Source organism: Pseudomonas sp. MAG733B, assembly GCF_036884845.1.
Lineage (GTDB): Bacteria > Pseudomonadota > Gammaproteobacteria > Pseudomonadales > Pseudomonadaceae > Aquipseudomonas.
The window spans coordinates 88,133-110,885 of the sequence record NZ_CP145732.1 but is presented as its reverse complement, the minus strand read 5'-3'; the positions used below and the strand labels follow the sequence as shown (position 1 = coordinate 110,885).

At 59.1% G+C, this 22,753-nt stretch carries 20 protein-coding genes; 8 read left to right on the top strand and 12 right to left on the bottom strand.

Annotated elements, in window-relative coordinates:
• Positions 1 to 3: 3 nt before the first annotated feature.
• From V6Z53_RS00480 to fba, 4 genes are all read left to right on the top strand, one after another.
• Positions 4 to 1,167 (top strand): phosphoglycerate kinase, encoded by a 1,164-nt coding sequence (locus V6Z53_RS00480; RefSeq protein WP_338583628.1) that lies wholly within the window; start codon positions 4 to 6, stop codon positions 1,165 to 1,167.
• Positions 1,168 to 1,202: 35 nt separating this feature from the next.
• Entirely contained in the window at positions 1,203 to 1,424 is a 222-nt protein-coding gene (locus V6Z53_RS00475; RefSeq protein WP_338583627.1) for a hypothetical protein, read from the top strand.
• A 56-nt stretch (positions 1,425 to 1,480) separates the two neighbouring features.
• A complete protein-coding gene (locus V6Z53_RS00470) occupies positions 1,481 to 1,813 on the top strand; it encodes an MliC family protein (RefSeq protein ID WP_338583626.1) in 333 nt (110 codons plus the stop codon).
• 253 nt (positions 1,814 to 2,066) lie between these two features.
• On the top strand, positions 2,067 to 3,131 hold the full coding sequence (fba, locus tag V6Z53_RS00465; RefSeq protein WP_007913760.1) for a class II fructose-bisphosphate aldolase: 1,065 nt from the start codon (positions 2,067 to 2,069) through the stop codon (positions 3,129 to 3,131).
• Positions 3,132 to 3,197: 66 nt separating this feature from the next.
• Here fba and V6Z53_RS00460 read toward each other — a convergent pair whose 3' ends face one another.
• Positions 3,198 to 3,866 (bottom strand): polysaccharide lyase family 7 protein, encoded by a 669-nt coding sequence (locus V6Z53_RS00460; protein WP_338583625.1) that lies wholly within the window; start codon positions 3,864 to 3,866, stop codon positions 3,198 to 3,200.
• Between the two features lie 318 nt (positions 3,867 to 4,184).
• Here V6Z53_RS00460 and V6Z53_RS00455 point away from each other — a divergent pair, with 318 nt between their 5' ends.
• The 3 genes from V6Z53_RS00455 to V6Z53_RS00445 are packed head-to-tail and all read left to right on the top strand — an operon-like array spanning position 4,185 to position 7,174.
• Entirely contained in the window at positions 4,185 to 6,308 is a 2,124-nt protein-coding gene (locus V6Z53_RS00455) for an EAL domain-containing protein (protein ID WP_338583624.1), read from the top strand.
• Between the two features lie 45 nt (positions 6,309 to 6,353).
• Positions 6,354 to 6,854 carry a M48 family metallopeptidase gene (locus tag V6Z53_RS00450; RefSeq protein ID WP_338583623.1) on the top strand — a complete coding sequence of 167 codons (501 nt, stop codon included), beginning with the start codon at positions 6,354 to 6,356 and terminating at the stop codon, positions 6,852 to 6,854.
• Positions 6,855 to 6,874: 20 nt separating this feature from the next.
• Positions 6,875 to 7,174 (top strand): winged helix-turn-helix domain-containing protein, encoded by a 300-nt coding sequence (locus V6Z53_RS00445; protein ID WP_338583622.1) that lies wholly within the window; start codon positions 6,875 to 6,877, stop codon positions 7,172 to 7,174.
• 122 nt (positions 7,175 to 7,296) lie between these two features.
• On the opposite strand, the gene V6Z53_RS00440 is transcribed toward V6Z53_RS00445, so the two are convergent.
• On the bottom strand, positions 7,297 to 7,749 hold the full coding sequence (locus V6Z53_RS00440; RefSeq protein WP_338583621.1) for a GNAT family N-acetyltransferase: 453 nt from the start codon (positions 7,747 to 7,749) through the stop codon (positions 7,297 to 7,299).
• Positions 7,750 to 8,004: 255 nt separating this feature from the next.
• Here V6Z53_RS00440 and V6Z53_RS00435 point away from each other — a divergent pair, with 255 nt between their 5' ends.
• The gene (locus V6Z53_RS00435) at positions 8,005 to 8,742 is read left to right on the top strand and encodes a transporter substrate-binding domain-containing protein (RefSeq protein WP_338583620.1); all 738 of its coding nucleotides are present in this window, start codon (positions 8,005 to 8,007) and stop codon (positions 8,740 to 8,742) included.
• 134 nt (positions 8,743 to 8,876) lie between these two features.
• Here V6Z53_RS00435 and yccS read toward each other — a convergent pair whose 3' ends face one another.
• The 10 genes from yccS to betA form a co-directional block, all read right to left on the bottom strand.
• The gene (yccS, locus tag V6Z53_RS00430; RefSeq protein ID WP_338583619.1) at positions 8,877 to 11,060 is read right to left on the bottom strand and encodes a YccS family putative transporter; all 2,184 of its coding nucleotides are present in this window, start codon (positions 11,058 to 11,060) and stop codon (positions 8,877 to 8,879) included.
• A 250-nt stretch (positions 11,061 to 11,310) separates the two neighbouring features.
• Complete coding sequence (locus tag V6Z53_RS00425) at positions 11,311 to 12,489, bottom strand: NAD(P)/FAD-dependent oxidoreductase (RefSeq protein ID WP_338583618.1); 1,179 nt, start codon at positions 12,487 to 12,489, stop codon at positions 11,311 to 11,313.
• Between the two features lie 153 nt (positions 12,490 to 12,642).
• Entirely contained in the window at positions 12,643 to 13,980 is a 1,338-nt protein-coding gene (gene dbpA / locus V6Z53_RS00420; protein ID WP_338586594.1) for an ATP-dependent RNA helicase DbpA, read from the bottom strand.
• A 105-nt stretch (positions 13,981 to 14,085) separates the two neighbouring features.
• Positions 14,086 to 15,513: a multidrug transporter subunit MdtD gene (mdtD, locus tag V6Z53_RS00415; protein ID WP_338583617.1), complete on the bottom strand. Its 1,428-nt coding sequence runs from the start codon at positions 15,511 to 15,513 to the stop codon at positions 14,086 to 14,088.
• A 176-nt stretch (positions 15,514 to 15,689) separates the two neighbouring features.
• The gene (locus V6Z53_RS00410) at positions 15,690 to 17,027 is read right to left on the bottom strand and encodes a TldD/PmbA family protein (RefSeq protein WP_338583616.1); all 1,338 of its coding nucleotides are present in this window, start codon (positions 17,025 to 17,027) and stop codon (positions 15,690 to 15,692) included.
• On the bottom strand, positions 17,027 to 18,469 hold the full coding sequence (locus tag V6Z53_RS00405) for a TldD/PmbA family protein (RefSeq protein WP_338583615.1): 1,443 nt from the start codon (positions 18,467 to 18,469) through the stop codon (positions 17,027 to 17,029). Before V6Z53_RS00405 ends, V6Z53_RS00410 begins: the two co-directional genes overlap by 1 nt.
• Positions 18,470 to 18,700: 231 nt before the next feature.
• Positions 18,701 to 19,045: an AzlD domain-containing protein gene (locus V6Z53_RS00400; RefSeq protein WP_338583614.1), complete on the bottom strand. Its 345-nt coding sequence runs from the start codon at positions 19,043 to 19,045 to the stop codon at positions 18,701 to 18,703.
• Positions 19,042 to 19,767, bottom strand: coding sequence for an AzlC family ABC transporter permease (locus tag V6Z53_RS00395; protein ID WP_338583613.1), 726 nt, complete (start codon positions 19,765 to 19,767; stop codon positions 19,042 to 19,044). Before V6Z53_RS00395 ends, V6Z53_RS00400 begins: the two co-directional genes overlap by 4 nt.
• Positions 19,767 to 20,759 carry a hypothetical protein gene (locus tag V6Z53_RS00390; protein ID WP_338583612.1) on the bottom strand — a complete coding sequence of 331 codons (993 nt, stop codon included), beginning with the start codon at positions 20,757 to 20,759 and terminating at the stop codon, positions 19,767 to 19,769. Before V6Z53_RS00390 ends, V6Z53_RS00395 begins: the two co-directional genes overlap by 1 nt.
• A gap of 230 nt (positions 20,760 to 20,989) precedes the next feature.
• On the bottom strand, positions 20,990 to 22,693 hold the full coding sequence (gene betA / locus V6Z53_RS00385) for a choline dehydrogenase (protein ID WP_338583611.1): 1,704 nt from the start codon (positions 22,691 to 22,693) through the stop codon (positions 20,990 to 20,992).
• Positions 22,694 to 22,753: the final 60 nt, after the last annotated feature.

Below are 22,753 nucleotides of genomic sequence, written 5' to 3'. Positions count from 1 at the left end.
CCCATGACCGTGTTGAAGATGTCCGACCTCGATCTGCAAGGTAAGCGCGTACTGATCCGCGAAGACCTCAACGTCCCAGTCAAGGACGGTGTTGTCACCAGCGATGCGCGAATCCTGGCTTCGCTGCCGACCATCAAGCTGGCCCTGGAAAAAGGCGCGGCCGTAATGGTTTGCTCGCACCTTGGCCGTCCGACCGAAGGTGAATTCTCGGCCGAGAACAGCCTCAAGCCAGTCGCCGACTACCTGAGCAAGGCCCTGGGCCGCGAAGTGCCGCTGGTGGCTGATTACCTGGGCGGCGTCGACGTGAAAGCGGGCGACATCGTGCTGTTCGAAAACGTGCGCTTCAACAAGGGCGAGAAAAAGAACGCCGATGAACTGGCCCAGCAATACGCCGCCCTGTGCGACGTGTTCGTGATGGACGCTTTCGGCACCGCGCACCGTGCTGAGGGTTCGACCCACGGCGTGGCCAAGTTCGCCAAAATCGCTGCTGCCGGCCCGTTGCTGGCCGCAGAACTGGATGCACTGGGCAAAGCCCTGGGCGCTCCAGCCCAGCCAATGGCAGCCATCGTTGCCGGCTCCAAGGTGTCGACCAAACTCGACGTACTGAACAGCCTGAGCCAGATCTGCAATCAACTGATCGTCGGCGGCGGCATCGCCAACACGTTCCTGGCCGCAGCCGGTCACCCGGTCGGCAAGTCGCTGTACGAGCCTGACCTGCTGGACACCGCCCGTGCCATCGCCGCCAAAGTCAGCGTGCCGTTGCCGGTTGATGTTGTGGTTGCCAAGGAATTCGCTGAAAGCGCTGCGGCCACCGTCAAGCTGATCGCTGACGTTGCTGCCGACGACATGATTCTGGACATCGGCCCGCAGACCGCGGCCAACTTCGCCGAGCTGCTGAAATCGTCGAAAACCATCCTGTGGAACGGTCCGGTCGGCGTGTTCGAATTCGACCAGTTCGGTAACGGCACCAAAGTGCTGGCCCAGGCCATTGCTGAAAGCTCGGCGTTCTCGATCGCGGGCGGTGGCGATACGCTGGCGGCCATCGACAAATATGGCGTTGCCGACCAAATCTCCTACATTTCTACCGGCGGTGGCGCATTCCTCGAATTCGTCGAAGGCAAAGTACTGCCAGCCGTTGAAGTCCTGGAAAGCCGGGCCAAGGCCTGAGAGTCGCCCGTTTGACCAGGCGAGGGAGTGTTGAAATGGTCAAGACGTTAGCGCTGTTGATCGTCGCCGGTTCGCTGGTGGCTTGCGGGAGTAACCCGAAAGCCACTCCGGAGCCTGCGCCATCGGCGCCGGAAAAAGGTTGCTACCAGGCCGACTGGCAGGCGGAAACCAATCCGGTGCTCAACAAGCGTTCCGGGCCTGAAGGCCTGGACAAATACGAGACCCAGACGCCCGCCAAGGAACATGGTTGTCCTTGACGGGTCTGACTCTTTACTCAGGGCTGGTGGCGTGCGCCGTCAGTCGAGGAACACGGATGAAAGGTTTTATCGCCATTACGGCGCTGGCACTGCTGGCAGGGTGCGCCAATTTGAACCCGTTCCAATCGTCGGCCCCGGCTGACAACTGGACCACCTGGACCTGCGACAGTCAGGCCAAGGTGCTGTGGCGCTACACCGACGACAGCCGCAAGCAAGTCGACGTACGCCTGGGCGGCGCCGATCAGGTCTATCGCCTGAAGGAAGAGCCGGGCGCTTCGGGTTCGCTGTACAGCGACAACATGCTGGCGTTTCACATGAAAGGTGAGGAAGGCCTGGTTTACTGGGTCGCCACCAATGATTTGATTGGCCGTGGCTGTAAGGCTGAATAACACGGGACGACGCGTAATCCTGTAGGAGCCGAGCTTGCTCGCGATAGCGTCAGCACATTCGACGTATGTGCTAGCAGTCAGACCGCCATCGCGAGCAAGCTCGGCTCCTACAGGAAATCGATGTTTCTCAGGACTTTTGCAACACCGAATTCGCAGCCCGGCCCTAACCCCCGATCTGCAATAACTTGAATAGCCGCCGCCGCTCCGGCAGGCTGGCACGATTAACGACCCTCAACCGGGAGAGACACACACAATGGCACTTATCAGCATGCGCCAGATGCTGGACCACGCAGCCGAGTTCGGCTACGGCGTTCCAGCCTTCAACGTCAACAACCTTGAGCAGATGCGCGCCATCATGGAAGCCGCTGACAAGACTGACTCCCCGGTGATCGTCCAGGCTTCGGCCGGTGCTCGCAAATACGCCGGCGCACCGTTCCTGCGTCACCTGATCCTGGCAGCCATCGAAGAATTCCCGCACATCCCGGTGTGCATGCACCAGGACCACGGCACCAGCCCTGACGTTTGCCAGCGCTCCATTCAACTGGGCTTCAGCTCGGTAATGATGGACGGTTCCCTGGGCGAAGACGGCAAGACCCCGACCGACTACGACTACAACGTCCGCGTTACCCAGCAAACCGTAGCCATGGCTCACGCCTGCGGCGTTTCGGTAGAGGGCGAGCTGGGTTGCCTGGGTTCGCTGGAAACCGGCATGGCCGGTGAAGAAGACGGCATCGGCGCCGAAGGCGTTCTGGATCACAGCCAGATGCTGACCGACCCGGAAGAAGCCGCTGACTTCGTCAAACGCACTCAGGTCGATGCCTTGGCCATCGCCATCGGCACCAGCCACGGCGCTTACAAGTTCACCAAGCCACCTACCGGCGACGTGTTGGCGATCGACCGTATCAAAGAGATCCACAAGCGCATCCCGAACACTCACCTGGTGATGCACGGTTCGTCTTCGGTTCCGCAAGAGTGGCTGGCGATCATCAACCAGTACGGCGGCGACATCAAAGAAACCTACGGCGTACCGGTTGAAGAAATCGTCGAAGGCATCAAGTACGGCGTGCGCAAGGTCAACATCGACACCGACCTGCGCCTGGCGTCCACCGGCGCGATGCGTCGCCTGATGGCCACCAACCCGAGCGAGTTCGACCCGCGTAAATTCTTCGGCGCCACCGTAACCGCCATGCGCGACGTGTGCATCGCCCGTTACGAAGCCTTCGGCACCGCCGGCAACGCTTCGAAGATCAAGCCGATCTCCCTGGAAGCGATGTATCAGCGTTACCTGAAAGGTGAGTTGAACGCCAAGGTCAACTAAGACCCGCCGCGTTTAATTCGTATGAAAAACCCGCCGAGAGGCGGGTTTTTTGTGGGCGCGTTTCGGCTACTTGTCGTGATCAATATCCAGCTTGCTGAACGTCACTTTCCCGCCCTCACTGGTGTACCCGGTGTTGTCTTGCACATACACCCCAGCCTTGAAGTACAGCGGCTTGTCGCGCCAGGTCGCACTGATGTTGGTGTCCCACTGATAGCCCGCGGCACTGATGCCCAGCGCACCGCCAGGGCTGAGGTGAATAAGGTAGGAAAACTCGCGGTCGAGTTTCACGCCGGTGGCGATGGTGATGACCCGGCCTTCGTCATCATCCGGGCGCATGCGCACCTTGGCGACAATGTTGCCGGTCTCTGTTTTGGTCTTGTATTGGTATTCGACCTTCACCAGCGGCTTCTGGCTGTTATAGGCATGGATCTGCCCGATGACGATTTTGCCCGAGCTCGGCACCTGATTCACCGCCAGCGTGGCATGCAGCAGGTTGTCGGCATCCGGGTAGTACCAGTTGCGCAGCGTGCCGTTGCTGTAGGTTTCGCGCAGTTCGGTGCGTGGATAGATGGCGTTTTCAGTCTTTGAGCCGGTTACCGGGGACCAGAAAAACAGCGTGCCGGTGTCGGAGTGGAAGTATTGATCCTTGAAGCCGTCCACCAATTTTGACGTTTCAACGGTGTACGGCGGGCTGCCGACGGGAACACTGAGGTTCCAGGTTGCGAGGTCGATCATAAAAATAGCTTCCACGAATTGTGCTGCACGCACGTGCCAGAAGCTCTAGCACGCGCCTTGGAGGGCGGTCTTTATAAGCGTAGGCGGCCGTTTTGTTAATGACGGACTGACAGATGGATGACGTCAAAATCCTGTTAAAAGGCCATCTTTCCCGGTTTTAGCGGGCTGTGGGGACGACCGTTAGTCGGCGAATTAACCCTTTAGTTAGATGGTGGCGTACTGATAGCTTCTGCTTTTGTGGATCCAGGTCTAGAGTGGTGGTTAGTATTTGTCCGGTTTTCACGAGAAGCCGGCCTGTCCCGAACATAGAGAAGCAGCATGGAATGCGCGCAGCCCCGGCCAACTGACGGCAACTCAACGTTATTAATAGTCGATGATTACCCTGAGAATCTGATCAGCATGCGCGCGTTGTTGCAGCGCCAGGACTGGCAGGTCATTACGGCTGCCTCGGGTTTCGAGGCCCTCAGTCTGTTGCTCGAACACGATGTCGACCTGGTGCTGCTGGACGTGCAGATGCCGGGCATGGACGGTTTTGAAGTGGCGCGCCTGATGCGCGGCAGCCAACGGACCCGCCTCACGCCGATCATTTTCCTGACCGCCAACGAGCAATCCCAGGACGCCGTGATCAAGGGCTATGCCAGTGGCGCGGTGGATTACCTGTTCAAACCGTTCGATCCGCAGATTCTCAAGCCCAAGGTCCAGGCGCTGCTGGAGCATCAGCGCAATCGTCGGGCCTTGCAGCGCCTGAGCCATGACCTGGAGGTCGCTCGCGCCTTCAATGCCTCGGTGCTGGAGAACGCCGCCGAAGGCATCCTGGTGGTGAGCGAGGACGGTCTGATCCGCTTCGCCAATCCGGCGATGTCGCGCCTGCTCAATGCCACGGTGCAGGAGCTGCAAGGCAAGGAGTTTCTGGATTTCCTGCAAAAGCCGCATATCCCGGTGTGGGCCGAATCCGACCTGCTGGCCGGGTACAAGCGCGGCGAGACATTTCGTTTGCACGATGCGTTGCTGCGTACCGCGCCCGGCCAGCAGGTGCCGGTGGCGCTGTCGTGTGCGCCGTTACCCGCCGAGCAGCACGCCATGGTGGTGACGGTGCTGGACATGTCGGTGGTGCGACACCTGCACAAGCAACTCGAATTCCAGGCCGTCACTGATCCGCTGACCGGGTTGCTCAACCGCCGAGGCTTTTACCAGACCGTGGAAAACCTGTTGCTGCGTGGCGAACGCACCGACAGCACCTGGGTCCTGATGTACCTGGACCTCGATGGCTTCAAACGGGTCAATGATTCTCTCGGTCACGATGCCGGCGATCGGGTGCTGCGCTGGGTGTCCGAGCAGTTGAAAGCTTGCCTGCGGCCCTTCGACATTCTGGCGCGCATGGGCGGTGACGAATTCACCGCATTGCTGGATCTGGAGTTCCCCGAACAAGCGGCGAAGATTGCCGAGAAACTGATTGAGCGCGTGTCGATCTGTCAGCAGATCGACGGTCTGGATATCGCCTTGGGCGCGAGCATCGGCATTGCCACGTTCCCCGATTGCGGAGCGAATCTGGACGGTTTGCTGCGGGCTTCAGACATCGCGATGTACGAAGCCAAACGCGCCGGTCGCCAGCAATATCGCTTCTACGATCACGAAATGAACGGCCGGGCCCGCTCGCGGCTGATGCTCGAAGAAAGCGTGCGCGACGCTATCGAGAACCGTGACTTCAACCTCGTTTATCAGCCGCAGGTAGCCATTGTCGGCGGGCAGATTCGCGGGTTTGAAGCCCTGCTGCGTTGGCAGCATCCGAGCGTCGGCGACGTGCCGCCGGGGCTGTTTTTACCGTTGCTGGAAGAAGCGCGGTTGATCAGTCGCCTGGGCAGCTGGATTTACCAGCGCGGCGCCGGGCAACGCAAAGCCTGGGAAGCGCTGTTTGCCGAGGACCTGGTGCTGGGCGTCAGTTTGAGCGGCAGTCAGTTCGCCATGCCGAATCTGGTCACCGAGTTGCGTCAGGTGCTGGAGCGTCATGGTTTGCAACCGCGTCATCTGGAAGTCGAGGTGACGGAAGACGCCTTGATGCACAACCCGGAAGAGACCCGCAAGCAGCTGCGTTTGCTGCGCGGATTGGGCGTCAGGGTGGCGCTGGATGATTTCGGTACCGGGCCATGCTCGCTGGCGCATTTGCGCGACCTGGAACTGGATACGCTCAAACTCGACCGCCATTTGATCGCGCGACTGCCCGAGTCGTCGCGGGACGCAGCGCTGGTGCGCAATGTGATTGAGCTGTGCAAACAGTACGACATGCTGGTGATCGCCGAAGGCGTGGAAACCGTGGCGCAATACGAGTGGTTGCAAGCCAATGGTTGTGAGTATGTGCAGGGGTTTCTGGTGGCGCGGCCGATGATGGCCGAAGACACCGGGCACTTTGTGCAGCCCTTCGACTGGAGCGCGCTCACCCGCTGAATTCGCTACACTGGCGACCTTTTCGTTATTTGTGTTGCCGCTGCGATGACCGCGTTGAAATACCTCCAGGCTTATCCCGCTTCGTTGCAGGATCAGGTGCGTCAGTTGATCGCTGACGGTCGGCTTGGCGAATACTTGAGCAAGCGTTACCCAGAACAGCACAGCGTGCAGAGCGACAAGGCGCTGTACACCTACGCGCTGGACCTCAAGCAGGCGTATTTGCGTAACGCTCCGACCATCGACAAAGTGCTGTTCGATAACCGCCTCGACCTGACCCACCGCGCCCTCGGCCTGCACACCACGATCTCTCGGGTGCAGGGCGGCAAACTCAAGGCGAAGAAAGAAATCCGCGTTGCTTCGTTGTTCAAGGAAGCGCCGTCGGAGTTTCTGAAAATGATCGTGGTGCACGAGCTGGCGCATTTCAAAGAGTCGGATCACAACAAGGCGTTCTACAAGCTGTGCGAACACATGCAGCCGGGCTATCACCAGGTGGAGTTCGATGTGCGGGTGTACCTGACGTGGCGGGATTTGCAGACTGCGATTTGATCTTCCAGAAAGGAGCGAACGTGACTGACGTAAGCAAGACCAAGAGCAGCTTCTACCGCCGCTTGTACGTGGCGTACCTGATCGACAGCGGTCTGGCCAGCAGCGTCCCGGCGCTGACCGAAGTCACCGGCATGCCGCGCCGCACCGCCCAGGACACCATCGCTGCGCTTGCGGATCTGGATATCATCTGCGAGTTCGAGCAGGAAGAAGGCGCACGCAACCATGCCGGACGCTATCGGATTCGCGAGTGGGGGGCGATTGATCGGGGGTGGATCGAGCGTAATCTGCGGCAGGTCAAGGCAGTGCTGGAGTATCCCTGAGATTGGTGGCGCGGCTGCTGACGTCATCGCGAGCAGGCTCACTCCCACAGGGATCTCCAGTGAATACAGATTTTGAGTAAGTTATAAAACCTGTGGGAGCGGGCTTGCCCGCGATGGGGCCCTCAGGAACGACGCATCCCGATATGCGGAATGCCATCCTCGACAAACTCCTCGCCCGCCACCACAAACCCGTATCGCCCGTAATACCCCTGCAAATGCGCCTGGGCCGAGAGATAGATCGGCGTCTCAGGCCAGCGTTTTTCAGCCTGCACCAGCGCCTTCTCCATCATTATGTGGCCCAACCCTTTGCCCCGGCCCAGCGGCGCGGTCACAACCCGGCCGATGACCACATCACCGCCCTGTAGCTCGGGATCAAGCAAGCGCAGGTACGCTACCAGTCGATCCCCGTCCCAACCCATCAAATGGCAGGTATCACCTGCCAGATCCTGGCCATCGATATCCTGATAAATGCACTTCTGCTCGACGACGAACACCTCGTCACGCAACTGCAAAATGGCGTACAGCTGTTCTTTGCCCAGATCGCTGTGGTGTTTGCAGACCCATTCGATTGTCATGTTTTGATTCCCTGAAAACGTCCCTCCGATACTAAGCGTCCTGACGCTGGATGTCTTTATGGCGGAGAAATCTGTGATAAAGACCAAAATGCCATCATTCATTTCGCGCGCCGCTGCCTTCTTTGTGTAATCTGGAATCAAGCGATGTGCAGTGGCTTCAATGAGCTAACGTTTAGTGCCTGGGTGTGCCGGTACGGGGCTTGGAGTTTTGGCTGAAAACACGTCGGGCAGCCCGCCCGCTAAGGATTTTCTAGCATGCCGCGATTGCATCAAGCCTTTGCTTTGATTGGATTGCTGTTGCTGACTCAACACGCTGCAGCAGAAAAGCTGCGTCTGGTGGCTGATGCCTGGCCGCCTTTTACCGACGCCACGCTGGTCAATGGCGGGTTGGCCACGGATATTGTCAGCACCGCGCTGGCGCGGGCCGGCTTTGCCAGTGATTTTGAACAGGTGCCTTGGGCGCGGGCCTTGCTGGGAGTGGGCGAGGGCCGCTACGACGTATTGGTGAACGCCTGGTACACCGATGAACGCACCAAGCTCGGGCAGTTTTCCGGTGAGTACCTGGTCAATCGCGTGCGCTTTCTCAAGCGCAAAGACGCACCGATCGAATTCAACAATCTGCAGCAACTGCACACGTACCCGATTGCCGTGGTGCGCGGCTACGCCTATTCACCGGCCTTTGACGAGGACGAATCACTGCAGAAAATCCCGGTGCACAGTTTTGCGATGGCTGTGCGCATGGTGGCTGCCGACAGGGTCAAGCTGACGCTGGAGGACGAATACGTCGCGCGTTATTACCTGGCCCGCGAGCCTGCCAAGGTGCGCAATGCCGTGGAGTTTCTGCCCAAGCCGTTGAGCGAGAACAGCCTGCACATTCTGGTCAGCCTGAAGAACCCCCAGCATGAGCAGATCGTCGCCGGTTTCGACCGCGAGATTGCGGCGATGAAGGCGGATGGGAGTTATGCGCGGTTGATGAAGCAGCATGGGATGTGAGGTTGAGCGGCTGGCCTCATCGCTGGCAAGCCAGCTCCCACAGTGTCTGGTGGTTTACATAGGATTTGGGTCTAACACAACTCCCTGTGGGAGCTGGCTTGCCAGCGATGACGTCCACCACCACACCGCAGCCATCAGTCCTCACTCGTATCCTTGATCAAATGCGCCGCCAGTGTGCGCAGCGGCCCCAACTGCCGGCAGATCAAGGCCAGTTGTGTCTGTACCAATCGTTGGCCTTCATCGATTTCGTCAGGCATCTGCTCAAGCGTATTGGCCAGCGCTTCCTCTTCATCACTCTGAATGGCAATGACGGATTTGCTCGCCAGCCCCTGGGCGATTTCGTCGATGCTGCTGGCCAGTTTCACACCGGCTCCTTCGATCAAGTGTTCGCGCACATCCTGCGGTAACTGGGTTTCCCGATGCGCGCCGAGGCCTGACAAGTAACTGAGCAAGGTGTGCGACAGCACCAGAAAACGGAACCCTACATCCGCTTCCTTACGGAAATGCCCCGGCTCCATCAGCATGTTGGCCAAAGTGGTCGACAGCGCCGCGTCGGCGTTGTGCGCGTTGCGGCGGGCCAGGCGATAGGCCAGGTCGTCGCTTTTGCCGGCGGCGTATTGCTGCATGATCTGACGCAGGTAAATGCTGTTGCAGGTCAGGGTGTTGGCCAGCACTTTGTTCAGGCGCCGACCCTGCCAGTCCGGCAGGAACAGGAACACCGCGAGCCCCGCGATCAGGCTGCCGAGCAAGGTATCGAACAACCGCGGCAGGAACAGCCCGTAGCCGTCACCGACCTGGTTGAAGCAGAACAGAATCATCAAGGTGATTGCCGCCGTCGCCAGGGTGTAGCGGGTGGTGCGGTTGGTAAAGAATACGATCCCGGCGGCGATGGCGAAGCAGGACTGGATCAGCGGATTGGGGAACAGATCGAACAGCGCCCACGCCAGGGTCAGGCCGATGGCGGTGCCGATGATCCGCTGACCGAGCTTGCGCCGGGTGGCGCCGTAGTTCGGTTGGCAGACAAACAGCGTGGTGAGGATGATCCAGTAACCTTGGGACGGGTGGATCAAATGCACCATCGCGTAGCCGATGCTCAAGGCCAGGGGCAAGCGCAGGGCATGACGGAACAGCAGCGATGTCGGCGTCAGCTGCGTACGCAAGCGTATCCAGACGTCCTTGAGGTTGCGCGGCGAACGGTCGAGCAGGCTGCTGTCGGTGGCGTCGGCGAGGGCGTCGGGGTTGCTGGCGTCGCTGAGCAAACGGTCGAGGGTGCCAAGGTTCGCCGCCAGCGCTCGCAACGAACGCAGCAAACCGCGCCAGGCTGGATTGCTCTGGATGCGCAGGTGTTCGAGGGAGGCGTGCAGGTCGCCCAGGGCTTCGGCGAAGCTGGCGTCATAGATGAACGGCTGGCGCAACTGGATCGACTCGGCCAGCGCCCGGCAGGCCTTGCCTTGCTGGCGCAGCAAGCGCTGACAGCGGAACAGCACGTCGCTGTGGAAGAACGCATCGGCCAGCGCGTTGTAAGGGTAGTGCGAAGAACTGGCGCGCTCGTGGATGTCCTGGGCGAGGAAGTACAGCTTCAGGTAACGGCTGACTTTCGATCCCGGCCGACCGTTGCCGACTCGGTGCAGGATGATTTCCTTGGCGGCGTTCAGTGCCGCGACCACGCGACCGTTCTGTTGCGCCAGTTCCAGTCGGCGTGCTTCCACGTCCATCTGCCGGATCGGCTCGAACAGCGACGATTTCAATTTCAGGTAAAAACCCAACTCCCGGAACAACCGTGCCAGGCTTTGCTGCACCGGTTGATTGGAAAACAGCGCCTGCCACAACACCGAGAGCAAGCCGTACCAGGCCGCACCGGCCACCAGCAGCACCGGTTCGTGCCAGAAATCGGTGACCGCACCACCGCGCTGGTCCACGCCGATCATGGTGTAGACCGACAGGATCAGGGTCGCCGAGGCAATCGCGCCATAGCGTTCGCCGAGGGCGCCGAGCATGGTCAGGCAGAACGCGGCGAGGGCGAAGGCAATGATGAAAAGAATGGGATAGGGGAACAGCAGTTCGACGGACAGGGCGGCGACGGCGAAACACACCAGCGTCACTGCAAGCGCATTGAGGCGGCCCTGCCAACTGTCGTCGGTCTCGGCCAGGGCACTGGCGATAATCCCGAGGAACAACGGGATCAGCAGCCCCATTTCATCCTGATACCAACACAGCGCCATGGTGCCGGTCAGGGCGATGAATACCCGCACGCTGTAGCTGAACTTATCCAGCGCCCAAAGGCGACGCAGAGACTGACGAAACGAAGTCGATGACATGAAATGCGAAGGCCTTCCGAGGCGATGACGCTAAATTGAGCCACTAATGACGCCGACGCAATGGCGCCGATCACATTGGGCAGCAAAATTTGTTCCTTCCTTGTGCGAATACACTCTGCAAATCATCACAGACCCAATGTGGGAGCGGGCTTGCTCGCGAAGGCGGTGTGTCATTCAACATCAATGTTGACTGATCCGACGCTTTCGCGAGCAAGCCCGCTCCCACAGTTGTTTTGTGTACGCCAGTTGGTCAGACGTACTGCGCAGCCGCGTACCCCGAAGCCCATGCCCACTGGAAGTTGAAACCACCCAGATGCCCGGTCACGTCCAGCACTTCACCGATGAAGTACAGCCCCGGGCTTTTCAGCGATTCCATGGTCTTGGATGACACCTCGTTGGTGTCCACGCCGCCCAGTGTCACTTCCGCAGTCCGGTAGCCTTCCGTGCCCGCCGGCACGACTTTCCAGCTCGCCAGTTTTTCGGCGATCTCGGCAATTTCTGCGTGGGTGTATTGCTTCATCGGCTTGGAGACAAACCAGTTGTCCGCCAGCAGATTGGCCATCTTCTTGGTGAAGATTTCCCCAAGCAGGGTTTTCAGCTCGCTGTTGGGACGCTCGGCTTGTTGCTGTTGCAGCCAGCTCGGTACGTCATGATCCGGCATCAGGTTGATCTCGACCGTGTCACCGGATTCCCAGAACGAAGAAATCTGCAAAATCGCCGGGCCGCTGAGGCCGCGGTGGGTGAACAGGATGTTCTCGCGGAAGCTTTGGTCATTGCAGCTCACCAGGCAATCCACCGAGGTGCCGGACAGCTCGGTGCACAATTCCTTGAGCTGATCGGTGATGGTGAACGGCACCAGACCGGCGCGGGTCGGCAGCAGGTCGTGGCCGAATTGCTTGGCCACCTGATAGCCGAAACCGGTGGCGCCGAGGGTCGGGATCGACAGGCCGCCGGTGGCGATCACCAGCGATTCGCACGTCACCTGCCCGAGCGTCGTGTCGAGCAAATAACCTTTCTCAAGCTTCTCGATGGTCTGGATCGACGTGTCCAGGTGCAGGCTGACGCCGACCTGATCGCACTCGTTCAACAGCATTTCGAGGATGTCGCTGGATTTGTTATCGCAAAACAACTGGCCGAGTTTTTTCTCGTGGTAGGGCACATCGTGCTTGGCGACCATGCCGATGAAATCCCACTGGGTATAGCGGGCCAAGGCCGATTTGCAGAAGTGCGCGTTTTGCGAGAGGAAATTGCTCGGCTCGGTATACATGTTGGTGAAGTTGCAGCGGCCGCCGCCCGACATCAGGATTTTCTTGCCGGCCTTGTTGGCATGGTCGAGCAACAGCACCTTGCGCCCGCGCCCGGCGGCGGTCAGCGCACACATCAACCCTGCGGCGCCAGCGCCAATGATCACGACTTCGGTAGAGCGCAAAACGGTGTCCTCACAGTGTTTCACCACAAAACAAACTGTGGGAGCGGGCTTGCTCGCGAAAGCGGTGTGTCAGTCAACCAATAGGCTAACTGACAGATTGCATTCGCGAGCAAGCCCGCTCCCACAGGGGATCTTCGTTGGGTCGAAGATCGCTTACAAAATACGCACGCGCAACGAACGGCCCTTGATCTTGCCGTCGTTCAAGCGCTGCAAGGCCTGCTTGGCAACGCCGCGATCCACTGCCACGTAGGCCTGGAAGTCGAAAATTGCGATCTTGCCGACCTGGGCGCCCGGAATGCCGGCATCACCCGTCAGAGCGCCAAGGATGTCGCCCGGACGAACCTTGTCTTTGCGGCCGGCGCCGATGCACAGGGTGCTCATCTGCGGCAGCAGCGGACCGCCACCCTGAGAGACGAGATTGTCCACCTGATCCCAGGTCAATGGCGACTTCTGCAATTGTTCGATGGCTTGAGCGCGCTGCGCTTCGGACGGCGCGACCAGGCTGATCGCCAGGCCTTTCTCACCGGCACGACCGGTACGGCCGACGCGGTGGATGTGGATTTCCGAGTCACGGGCCAGCTCGACGTTGATCACCATGTCCAGCGAATCGATGTCCAGACCACGGGCGGCGACGTCGGTGGCGACCAGTACCGAAGTGCTGCGGTTGGCGAACATCGCCAGCACCTGGTCGCGGTCACGCTGTTCCAGATCGCCGTGCAGGCCGACGGCGGAGATGCCTTTGGCGGTCAGGTGGTCGACGGTTTCCTGGACCTGCTGCTTGGTGTAGCAGAACGCCACGCAGGACGCCGGGCGGAAGTGGCCGAGGATCTTGGTTACTGCGCTCATGCGCTCTTCCGGGGAAATCTCGTAGAAGCGCTGCTCGATCTGCGTGTCGTCGTGGAACGCTTCGGCCTTCACTTGCTGCGGGTTGCGCATGAACTTCGAGGCCAGTTGCTTGATGCCCACCGGGTACGTGGCCGAGAACAGCAACGTCTGGCGACGCTCCGGGGACTGCATGATGATTTCTTCGATGGAATCGTAGAAGCCCATGTCGAGCATGCGGTCGGCTTCGTCGAGGATCAGCGTGTTCAGGCCGTGAAGGACCAGCGAGCCCTTGCGCAAGTGCTGCTGAATGCGCCCCGGCGTGCCGACGATGATGTGCGCACCGTGTTCCAGCGAAGCAATCTGCGGGCCGAGGGACACGCCGCCGCACAGGGTCAGGACCTTGATGTTGTCTTCGGCACGGGCCAGACGACGGATTTCCTTGGCGACCTGGTCAGCCAGCTCGCGGGTCGGGCAGAGGATGAGGGCCTGGCAACCGAAGTAGCGCGGATTGATCGGGTTCAACAGGCCGATGCCGAACGCGGCGGTCTTGCCGCTGCCGGTCTTGGCCTGGGCGATCAGGTCCATCCCCTTGAGGATCACCGGCAAGCTTTGCGCCTGGATCGGCGTCATCTGGGCATAACCGAGGGAGTCGAGGTTAGCCAGCATGGCGGCGGACAGCGGCAAAGTATTAAATTCGGTGGCGATGGTGGTCACGGGACTGGCCTGCAAAACAAAATGTCGCGCAGTGTACCAGTCCGATGGCCATTCGCCCTAAGGTTCGATGTGCTGTTCCGGACGTTTGACGCGCCGTCCGTCTTCCTTTGAGAGCTGGGAAAAGATCGTCGCGGCCAGCATCGCCATGATGCCTACCGTCACGAATGTCAGCTGGAAGGCACCCAGAACCGTGTCTACACCGTCGTTTCCAATCTCCGCCGTGAACCCGCCCAGCAATGCACCGGCGCACGCAACGCCAAGGCTCAACGACAGTTGTGCGACCACCGACAGCAGACTGTTGCCGCTGCTGGCGCTGGCATCGTCGAGGTCGATCAGGGTCACGGTGTTCATCGCGGTGAACTGCAAGGAGTTGATCGCGCCCAGGATCGCCAGCAGACACAACAGCAGCCAGTACGGCGTCTGCTCACTGACCAAGCCCATGCTCGCCAGCATGATCCCCAGCGCCAGGGTGTTGCCGGTCAACACGATGCGGTAGCCCAAGCGTTCGATCAGCGGCCGCGCCACCCACTTGGCGATCATCGCCGCCGCCGCCAGCGGCAGCATGCTCATCCCCGCTTGAGACGGCGAATACCCCAGCGCCACTTGCAGCAGCAATGGCACCAGGAACGGCAGGGCGCCGCTGCCGAGGCGGGCGAACAGATTTCCGAGAATGCCCACGGCAAAAGTCCGGGTCTTGAACAGCGACGGCGCGAACAGCGGATTGTCGATGTGCCCGGCGCGCAGCCAGTACGCTGCCAGACACGCCATCCCGCCGAACAACAGCAGCATCACCCGCAGGTGCGGCAAGTGCAGTTCGCCGAGGCCTTCCATGGCGACGGTGATCAGGATCATCGCCGCGCCGAACAGCACGAAACCCAGGCTATCGAAGCGAGTGCGTTCGGAGCCGCGCAGGTCGGGGATGAATTTCCACACGGCGTAACAGCCAATCACGCCGACCGGCAGATTGATCAGGAAGATCCAGTGCCACGTCAGGTATTGCACCATCCAGCCGCCCATGGTCGGGCCGATCAGCGGGCCGAGCAGGCCGGGAATGGTGATGAAGCCCATGATCCGCACCAGTTCCGAACGCGGGTAGGCACGCAGTACCACCAATCGCCCGACCGGTAGCATCAGCGCACCGCCCAGGCCCTGGATTATCCTGGCGCCGATCAACTGGGTGAGGGTGGTCGACAATGCGCAGAGCAACGAGCCGAAGCTGAATAGCAGAATCGCGCTGAAGAAGATTTTCTTGGTGCCGAAGCGATCCGCGATCCAGCCTGAGGCGGGGATCAGCAAGGCGACGGTGAGCATGTAGGCGATGATCACCCCTTGCATGCGCAGTGGGTCTTCGGCCAGGTCGCTGGCCATGGCGGGCAGGGCGGTGTTGAGGATCGTCCCGTCGAGGGACTGCATGAAAAACGCGATGGCGACGACCCACGGCACCCAGCGGGCGGTGACAGGATCGAGAGGCGGGCGGTTGGGCATGGGACCTCTGAGTCAAATAGTGCTCGGCCCCTGTGGCGAGGGAGCTTGCTCCCGCTCGGCTGCGCAGCAGTCGTAAATCCGGTTTGTGTGGTCTTCCAGGTGAACCGGACTTGCGGGTTTTGGGGCTGCTTCGCAGCCCAGCGGGAGCAAGCTCCCTCGCCACAGGCGTGTTGTGTTTACAGCGTCAGAGTCAATCGGCTAACGAGCGCCCCAGGCAACAACGCAGAAGCCGTCGCCCGCTGGCTGTAGGTACTCGCCGACAGCAACATTTCGCGCTCCTCGGTCAACGCTTCCAACTGCGAACCCAGCAGGCTGAACGCGCTGTCATCGAAACGCATGGTGCTGACCGGCGCTTGTATCTCGCCGTTCTCGACCCAGAAAGTCGCAAACCGTGTCATGCCGGTCAGGCGCGCCGCCGGTTGATCCGAGAAGTTCAGGTACCACAGGTTGCTGATGTACAAACCGGTGCCCAGTTGTTTGAGGATGTCCGCCTCAGCCAATTCCCCGGCCTTCAAGTTCAACGCACTCGGCGATTCGCCGCCGCTGGCACCATTGGCGGTCAAGCCGTATTCGGCGGCGCTTCGTGAGCCGACCAGTTGAGCACCGGCCTGACCCTCGGCAATCAACTTCAGATCGCTGCGTGGATAGCCTTCGTCAGAGAATGCCGGGCTCAGCGAACCACTGACTTTTTCATCCAGCGAGATCAGCGGGCTGAAGTGTTGATCGCCCGCGTAGAGCTTCTGCAGCGGACTGCTCTTGCTGGCAATCGACTGCGCGGAAAACCCGCCCCAGCACAGCATGCCCATGATTTCTTCCAGTGCGGCCGGCGCGAGGTAGGCGCGGTATTGGCCCGGCGGCAGGGTGCGTAGCGGCCGCCCCAGAAACTCAAGCTGCTCACGGGCCTGTTGGAAGCGCTTGGCAAAGCCTTCGCTGCTCCAGTCATGTCCGGCATAGCTGGCTTTCACCGCCTGACCGTTTTCGTGGAACAGGCTGAAGTCGAAATTGAAGCTGTTGGCCTGATGCCAGCCGAACGCTCCGGCGGAACTGGCGAAACCACGGCTGATCGGGCCGGCAGCATAAAAGCCGACCATGTCCAGCCCTTCAGCGGCCTGGGTGATTTCGGCGACTGCTTGCTCAGTGTCCGGCAGCGGGTGTTCCTGCACGTTCTTGCTTTTCCAGCCGTTGTGGTTGAGCAGCAGGTACGGGTCCTTTGGCAGCAACGGCAAGGTTTCGCGCAGCTGTTGCAGACCTTCGGCCAGACGCTGAAGGTCGACTTCAGGGTCGCCCGCCAAGGTGATCTGCAGATCGGCGTGGCGACCATCGTTGATCAGTTTCAGGCCGATGCTCGCCTGCTGCACCTGCCCGGCCTGCCGCACCTTGGCGTGATTGAAACGCACGAAGGCTGACGATTCGGCGGCATAACTGAGGGTGAATTGCTCCGGTTCGTGCAGTGCTGCGCGCAATCCGGCGACCAAGGCCTTGAACGACTCGGCCTGAGATTTTGAAGTGCTCATCAGGCGTCTCCCCCAAATACATCAACGTTGCTGAACACGCACGCTGGCGACGCGTGGCCGACACGAATGACCTGATTCGGCTCGCCCTTGCCGCAGTTCGGCGTGCCGAGAACCTTGAAGGTGTTGGCATCGCCGACGGCGCTGAGGCTCTTCCAGAACTGCGCGGAAATCGCCCGGTAGTTCGGGTTTTTCACCACGCCCTTGAGTTCGCCGTTTTCGATCAACTGGCCCCATTCGCAGCCGAACTGGAACTTGTTGCGCGCATCGTCGATTGACCACGAACGGTTGGTGCTCATCAGGATGCCGTGCTCGATGTTGCCGATCAGCTGTTCCAGCGGTTGATCGCCCGGCTCGATGTTCAGGTTGGCCATGCGGTCGATCGGCGGACGATTCCAGCCACACGCGCGGCTATTGGCGACGCCATCCATGCCGGCGCGGAATTGCGACAGCGCTCCGCCCAATGGCCGCAACAACAGGCCTTCGCGAATCAGGAATTGTTTGCTGGCGGCTGTGCCGTCGTCGTCATGGCCGTAGCTGGCGAGCTGTTCGGGGATATCCGGATCGAAGGTCACGTTCAGCAGTTTCGAACCGTATTGCAGGTGGCCGAAGTCTTCGGCTTTGACGAAACTGGTGCCGGCGTAATTGCGTTCGTCGCCGAGGATGCGGTCCAGTTCCAGCGGGTGGCCGATGGACTCGTGGATTTGCAGCATCATCTGGTCGGGCATCAGCAGCAGGTCGCGCGGACCTTGCGGTGTATTCGGCGCAAGCAGCAATTGCAACGCCTGATCGGCGATTTTTACTCCGGCACCGATCAATCCGCAGCGGCTGATGACATCAAAGCCACCCTGTTGGCCGAAGTTTTCCCGGCCGAGAGTGCGGGTCTGGCTGTCGCTACCGTCGTAGGCAGTGACCTCCAGCCCGGGATAGACGAAATGCTGGGCTTGGCGCAGTTCGGCACCGGCGCTGTTGAGGTAAATCTGCTCGACGTGGGTGATGCCGATGCTCACCTGCCAGTTCACCAGGCGCTCGTCCTTTGGAACAGCGGCGGATTCCGTACCGAGCAATTGGTAGCAATCGCTCAGGGACGGGAATGGCTGGTCGAGGTTCGGCGAAAAATAATCGGCGCGGTCACTCGAAACGGCTTGTTCGCGCAGGTCCAGCAGGGCGTGGGGCTTGAGTCGACGGGCTTGTTGCTCGGCTCGCTCCAGCGCCGCTTGCAGGCCTTGTTGCGACAGATCGTTGGTCGCGGCATAGGCTTCGACGCCGTTGACCCGCACGGTCAGCATTGCCCCTTCATCACGGCTCAGGCTTGGCGGTTCGGCGACGTTCTTGCGCACCGACAGGTACTGGCCGGACTCGCGCACATAACGCAGGGAAAAGAATTCAGCGCCCGTGCGCAACGCAGCAAAGCGCTGCTTGAGCTGGGGGTGGAAATCGAACATTCGGGAACCTCCTTGGTATGGAGTGACGGTGAAGCGGTGTTGCGAGGGGAGGGGTGAAACGATTGCGTGGCGCTAGAGTAGGCCTGCGCGGGGGGAGGATCAAGTTTGGATCGGACTCGGGAAGGATTAAGAGCTGCAGCCGGCGCGTGACGACTTGGCTGATGATTTAGTTCGCGAATAGCCATTGCGGCTAGCTCGCGAACAATCCCACTGTCTGGCAAAGGACTGCTTTCAGCCGTTCAAATAAATGAAAGCTGCAACATAAATGAATAGGCTTGCAAAAAAAGCAGGCAGAATTTTTCTAGTTTTTGCGACCGCGAGGAAGGTGCCGACCAGCAAGAACAGCTTCAGTGCATCCAGCGTGTCAAATTGCTCAATCAGGGTCAGAACATCTCTTTTGTTGAATGCAGTGTCGTAAATGATGACTCCCAACATTGCTTGTGCGCTGTAGCTGATGAATCGATAAAAGGAACCTTGGGTTTGCGTCAGTGCGTTGCTGTTTTTGAAGGCAAATGGAAGAGCACGAAATGCAAGGGCGGTAATGGCGGAAAATGCAATAAGAAGCCAGATCGTCATGGCGCTACACCACGTCGTTTTTTGTAATTATTTTCAATTAGCACAATTAATCCACCGATTATAAATGGCGTGCAGAGCAAGCTGTAGTCCTTGAATAGGTAGACGAGTAGTGGCGCTCCGATAAAGCCTAGCCAATAACTCGATACTTCTGAATAGTGGGGCCAATGCTTACCGGCCAAAGCGGTGAATTGTAAGGGCAATAGAAGTGTCATTGCTGCATAGATGACCGGTGAGGTGAGCGCTGCTCCGGCGATGAAGCCGATGTAGGTGCAGATTATCGATACGCCAAATATTGGAAGGCCGAGGCCAATCATGTAAGTGAACGGATGATCCGCTTTCCGTTTGAAGCGAGTGAGGCAGCCCGTAAATATCGAGGGTGTGATCAGAATCAAGGAGGCCATGGTTTTGCTGGTGGAAGTATTTCTTATGTAGGGAGCAAGTGTCGCGGACATTAATACGAAGCGAGCATTGAGCGCCACGATTATTGGGAGCAGTATCCATCCGTCGCTATGGCTTTGTATTAGCAAAAACTGTAGTGGGGTGGAGAATATTAATAAAGTCGTTGCTAACGATTGAGATAATGATAAGGATTGTGTTGCGCTTAAAATACCTATGGATAAGTACAGAAAAATGAACGCGGCGCCAAACGTTATTGAATCGCGCGCGCCTTCATTAAAAACTTGGGCAGACGTGGATCGGGTGGAGGTATTTGGAATCGCCATCAACTTGCGTCCTGCGTATAGGTTGTTTCATCCAGCGGGAAGTATTGTTTTCTAGGACCCTTGCTCCGGAACAGTAGTCGCGGCGTTGTGTTGAAAGTCGAGTTGTGCGCTTGATCGCGAGCCTCGTTGGCATCGATGTTCAGCATTGGACGGGCATGCAGTATCTTGTGGTTGGCTACGATCAGGAACGTGCCGGTTTCGGCTGTTGAAACATGGTGTCTTGCATTCGGCAGGCCAACGCGGATTTTGTCCAGCACATGCTGGCCGCCATTTTTTGCGCGCATCCGCTCACCGTTCTCCGAATCAATTCGGAAATCCAGCGAAAACTGAAAGCCGCAGAGTTCGGAATACTCAACGACGTGACGAACCCTTTCTTTTAAGCCGCTGACGTTTTTGCCGGAAATAAACGTTGCTTGCATCGTTAATAATTCGTGCACTTCCTCGTCGCTTAAGTCGCACAGTAAATCACTTGGGAAATAATAGGCGGTGGGAGTTTTTGTAACGTCGCGGCAAACGGTCAGCGCCAGGTAGTCAACGCTCAGGTTTTCATACAAGTCATCGGAGTGTGGTGTGATATCGCCGTGACCATTGCCCCATTCCCGATATTTCTCTGCAGAAGGTTTTAGATACAGCGCTTTGTGTTCTTCGTAATCGTATTTTATGTCAGTGAGATGAAACAGGTCAGCCAAAGCCTCGTGCACGGTTAGCGCCAGTTTTGGTGAATCAAAGCTGAATATGTTTTTGATGCAGACTGCCGCGCACCCATTTGCTAGTCCGACTTTGTCAAAATAGAAGGTGTCTTCGGTGCGTAGGTACGTTAGAAATAGATTAACCAATTGCGTTTTCAAGATATGCGTTTCTTGAAGGTTGTTTTTTTTCCACCAGGACTCAATAACGCCGGCCAAGTAACTAAAATCCAGAATGATGGATTTTTCTTGGGATATTTTTTCTCGGAAATGACTCACTTCCTTAGTGAAGTTCATGTCAGGCATTTTGGGTCTCCATTGAAATTATTTTTATCTGGCTGAAGCGCGGCGCGGATATTAATGGAGGTCATCAAGTTCGTGGGGATACAAGTGTTACGAGTTTTGTTTAAGTGTATTGTTTGATTTTAGTTACTGGGTGTGAGGATTGTTGTTCGGTGTGCGGAGTTTGTGTTAGCCAAAAAAAACCGCCAACCCATAAAGGTTGGCGGTTTTGATTGAAGCAAGGGCGCTGATTATTAGTGAGCAGTCAGACCCACTTCCCGCATCGGCTTGCCCTTCACCGGCGCATCGCCTGCTACGTAGTAGTCGGCCTTGCTGCGCGGCAACGGCTGGCGGCCACGGATCTTGTCGGCGATTTTCTCGGCCATCATGATCGTCGGTGCATTCAGGTTGCCGGTGGTGATGATCGGCATGATCGAGGCATCGACCACGCGCAGGCCTTGCATGCCGTGCACGCGACCTTCGCCATCGACCACGGCCATCTCGTCGGTGCCCATCTTGCACGAGCAGGACGGGTGGAACGCGGTTTCGGCGTGTTCGCGGATGAACTTGTCCAACTGCTCATCGGATTGCACGTCGATGCCCGGGCTTATCTCGCGACCACGGAAGGCGTCCAGTGCAGGTTGCTGCATGATTTCACGGGTCAGGCGGATGCCGTCGCGGAATTCCTGCCAGTCCTGCTCGGTGGCCATGTAGTTGAACAGGATGCTCGGGTGCTGGCGCGGGTCTTTCGACTTGGCCTGGATGCGCCCGCGGCTTGGCGAACGCATGGAACCCATGTGCGCCTGGAAGCCGTGCTCTTTCACACCGTTACTGCCGTTGTAGTTAATCGCTACCGGCAGGAAGTGGTACTGGATGTTCGGCCATTCGAATTCCGGACGGGTACGGATGAAGCCGCCGGCTTCGAACTGGTTGCTGGCGCCGATGCCGGTGCCGTTGAACAGCCACTCGGCGCCGATGGCCGGCTGGTTGTACCAGAGCAGCGACGGGTACAGCGAGACCGGTTGGGTGCACGCGTATTGCAGGTACAGCTCAAGGTGATCCTGCAGGTTTTCACCGACGCCCGGTAGGTCGTGGACCACCGGAATGTCGAGCTTGTTCAGCAATTCGGCCGGGCCGACGCCGGAGCGTTGCAGGATCTGCGGCGAAGCGATGGCGCCGGAGCACAACAGCACTTCCTTGCGCGCTTTGACTTCGACACGCTCTTCAGCGTCGCCAACCAGGTAACGCACGCCGACCGCACGCTTGCCGTCGAACAGGATCTTGTCGGTCAGGGCGTGGGTGACGATGGTCAGGGTCGAACGTTTCTTGGCGACGTCCAGGTAACCACGGGCGGTGGAGGCACGACGACCTTTCGGCGTTACGGTGCGGTCCATCGGGCCGAAGCCTTCCTGCTGGTAGCCGTTCAAGTCTTCGGTGCGCGGGTAACCGGCCTGCACGCCGGCTTCAACCATGGCGTGGAACAGCGGATTGTTGCCGGCTTTCGGCGTGGTTACGCTGACCGGGCCTTCGCCACCGTGGTAATCGTTCGGGCCGATGTCGCGGGTTTCCGCTTTGCGGAAATACGGCAGGCAATCGAGGTACGACCAGTCTTCCAGGCCTGGCAGTTTCGCCCAGCCGTCGTAGTCCATGGCGTTGCCGCGGATGTAGCACATGCCGTTGATCAGCGAGGAACCACCGAGGCCCTTGCCGCGACCGCACTCCATGCGACGACCGTCCATGTGTGGCTCGGCATCGGTTTCGTAGGCCCAATTGTAGCGACGGCCTTGCAGCGGGAATGCCAGCGCCGCAGGCATTTGCGTGCGGAAGTCGAAACGGTAGTCCGGGCCGCCCGCTTCGAGCAGCAGGACGGTGACGCCTGCGTCTTCAGTCAGACGGGTCGCCAGGGTGTTACCGGCCGAGCCGGCACCGATGATGATGTAATCGAATACTTGGGACATTGAATGCACCCTCTTTGAAGTTGGTTCAGGTCGCGGTCGCCGAGCTGTCACTCACTGTGG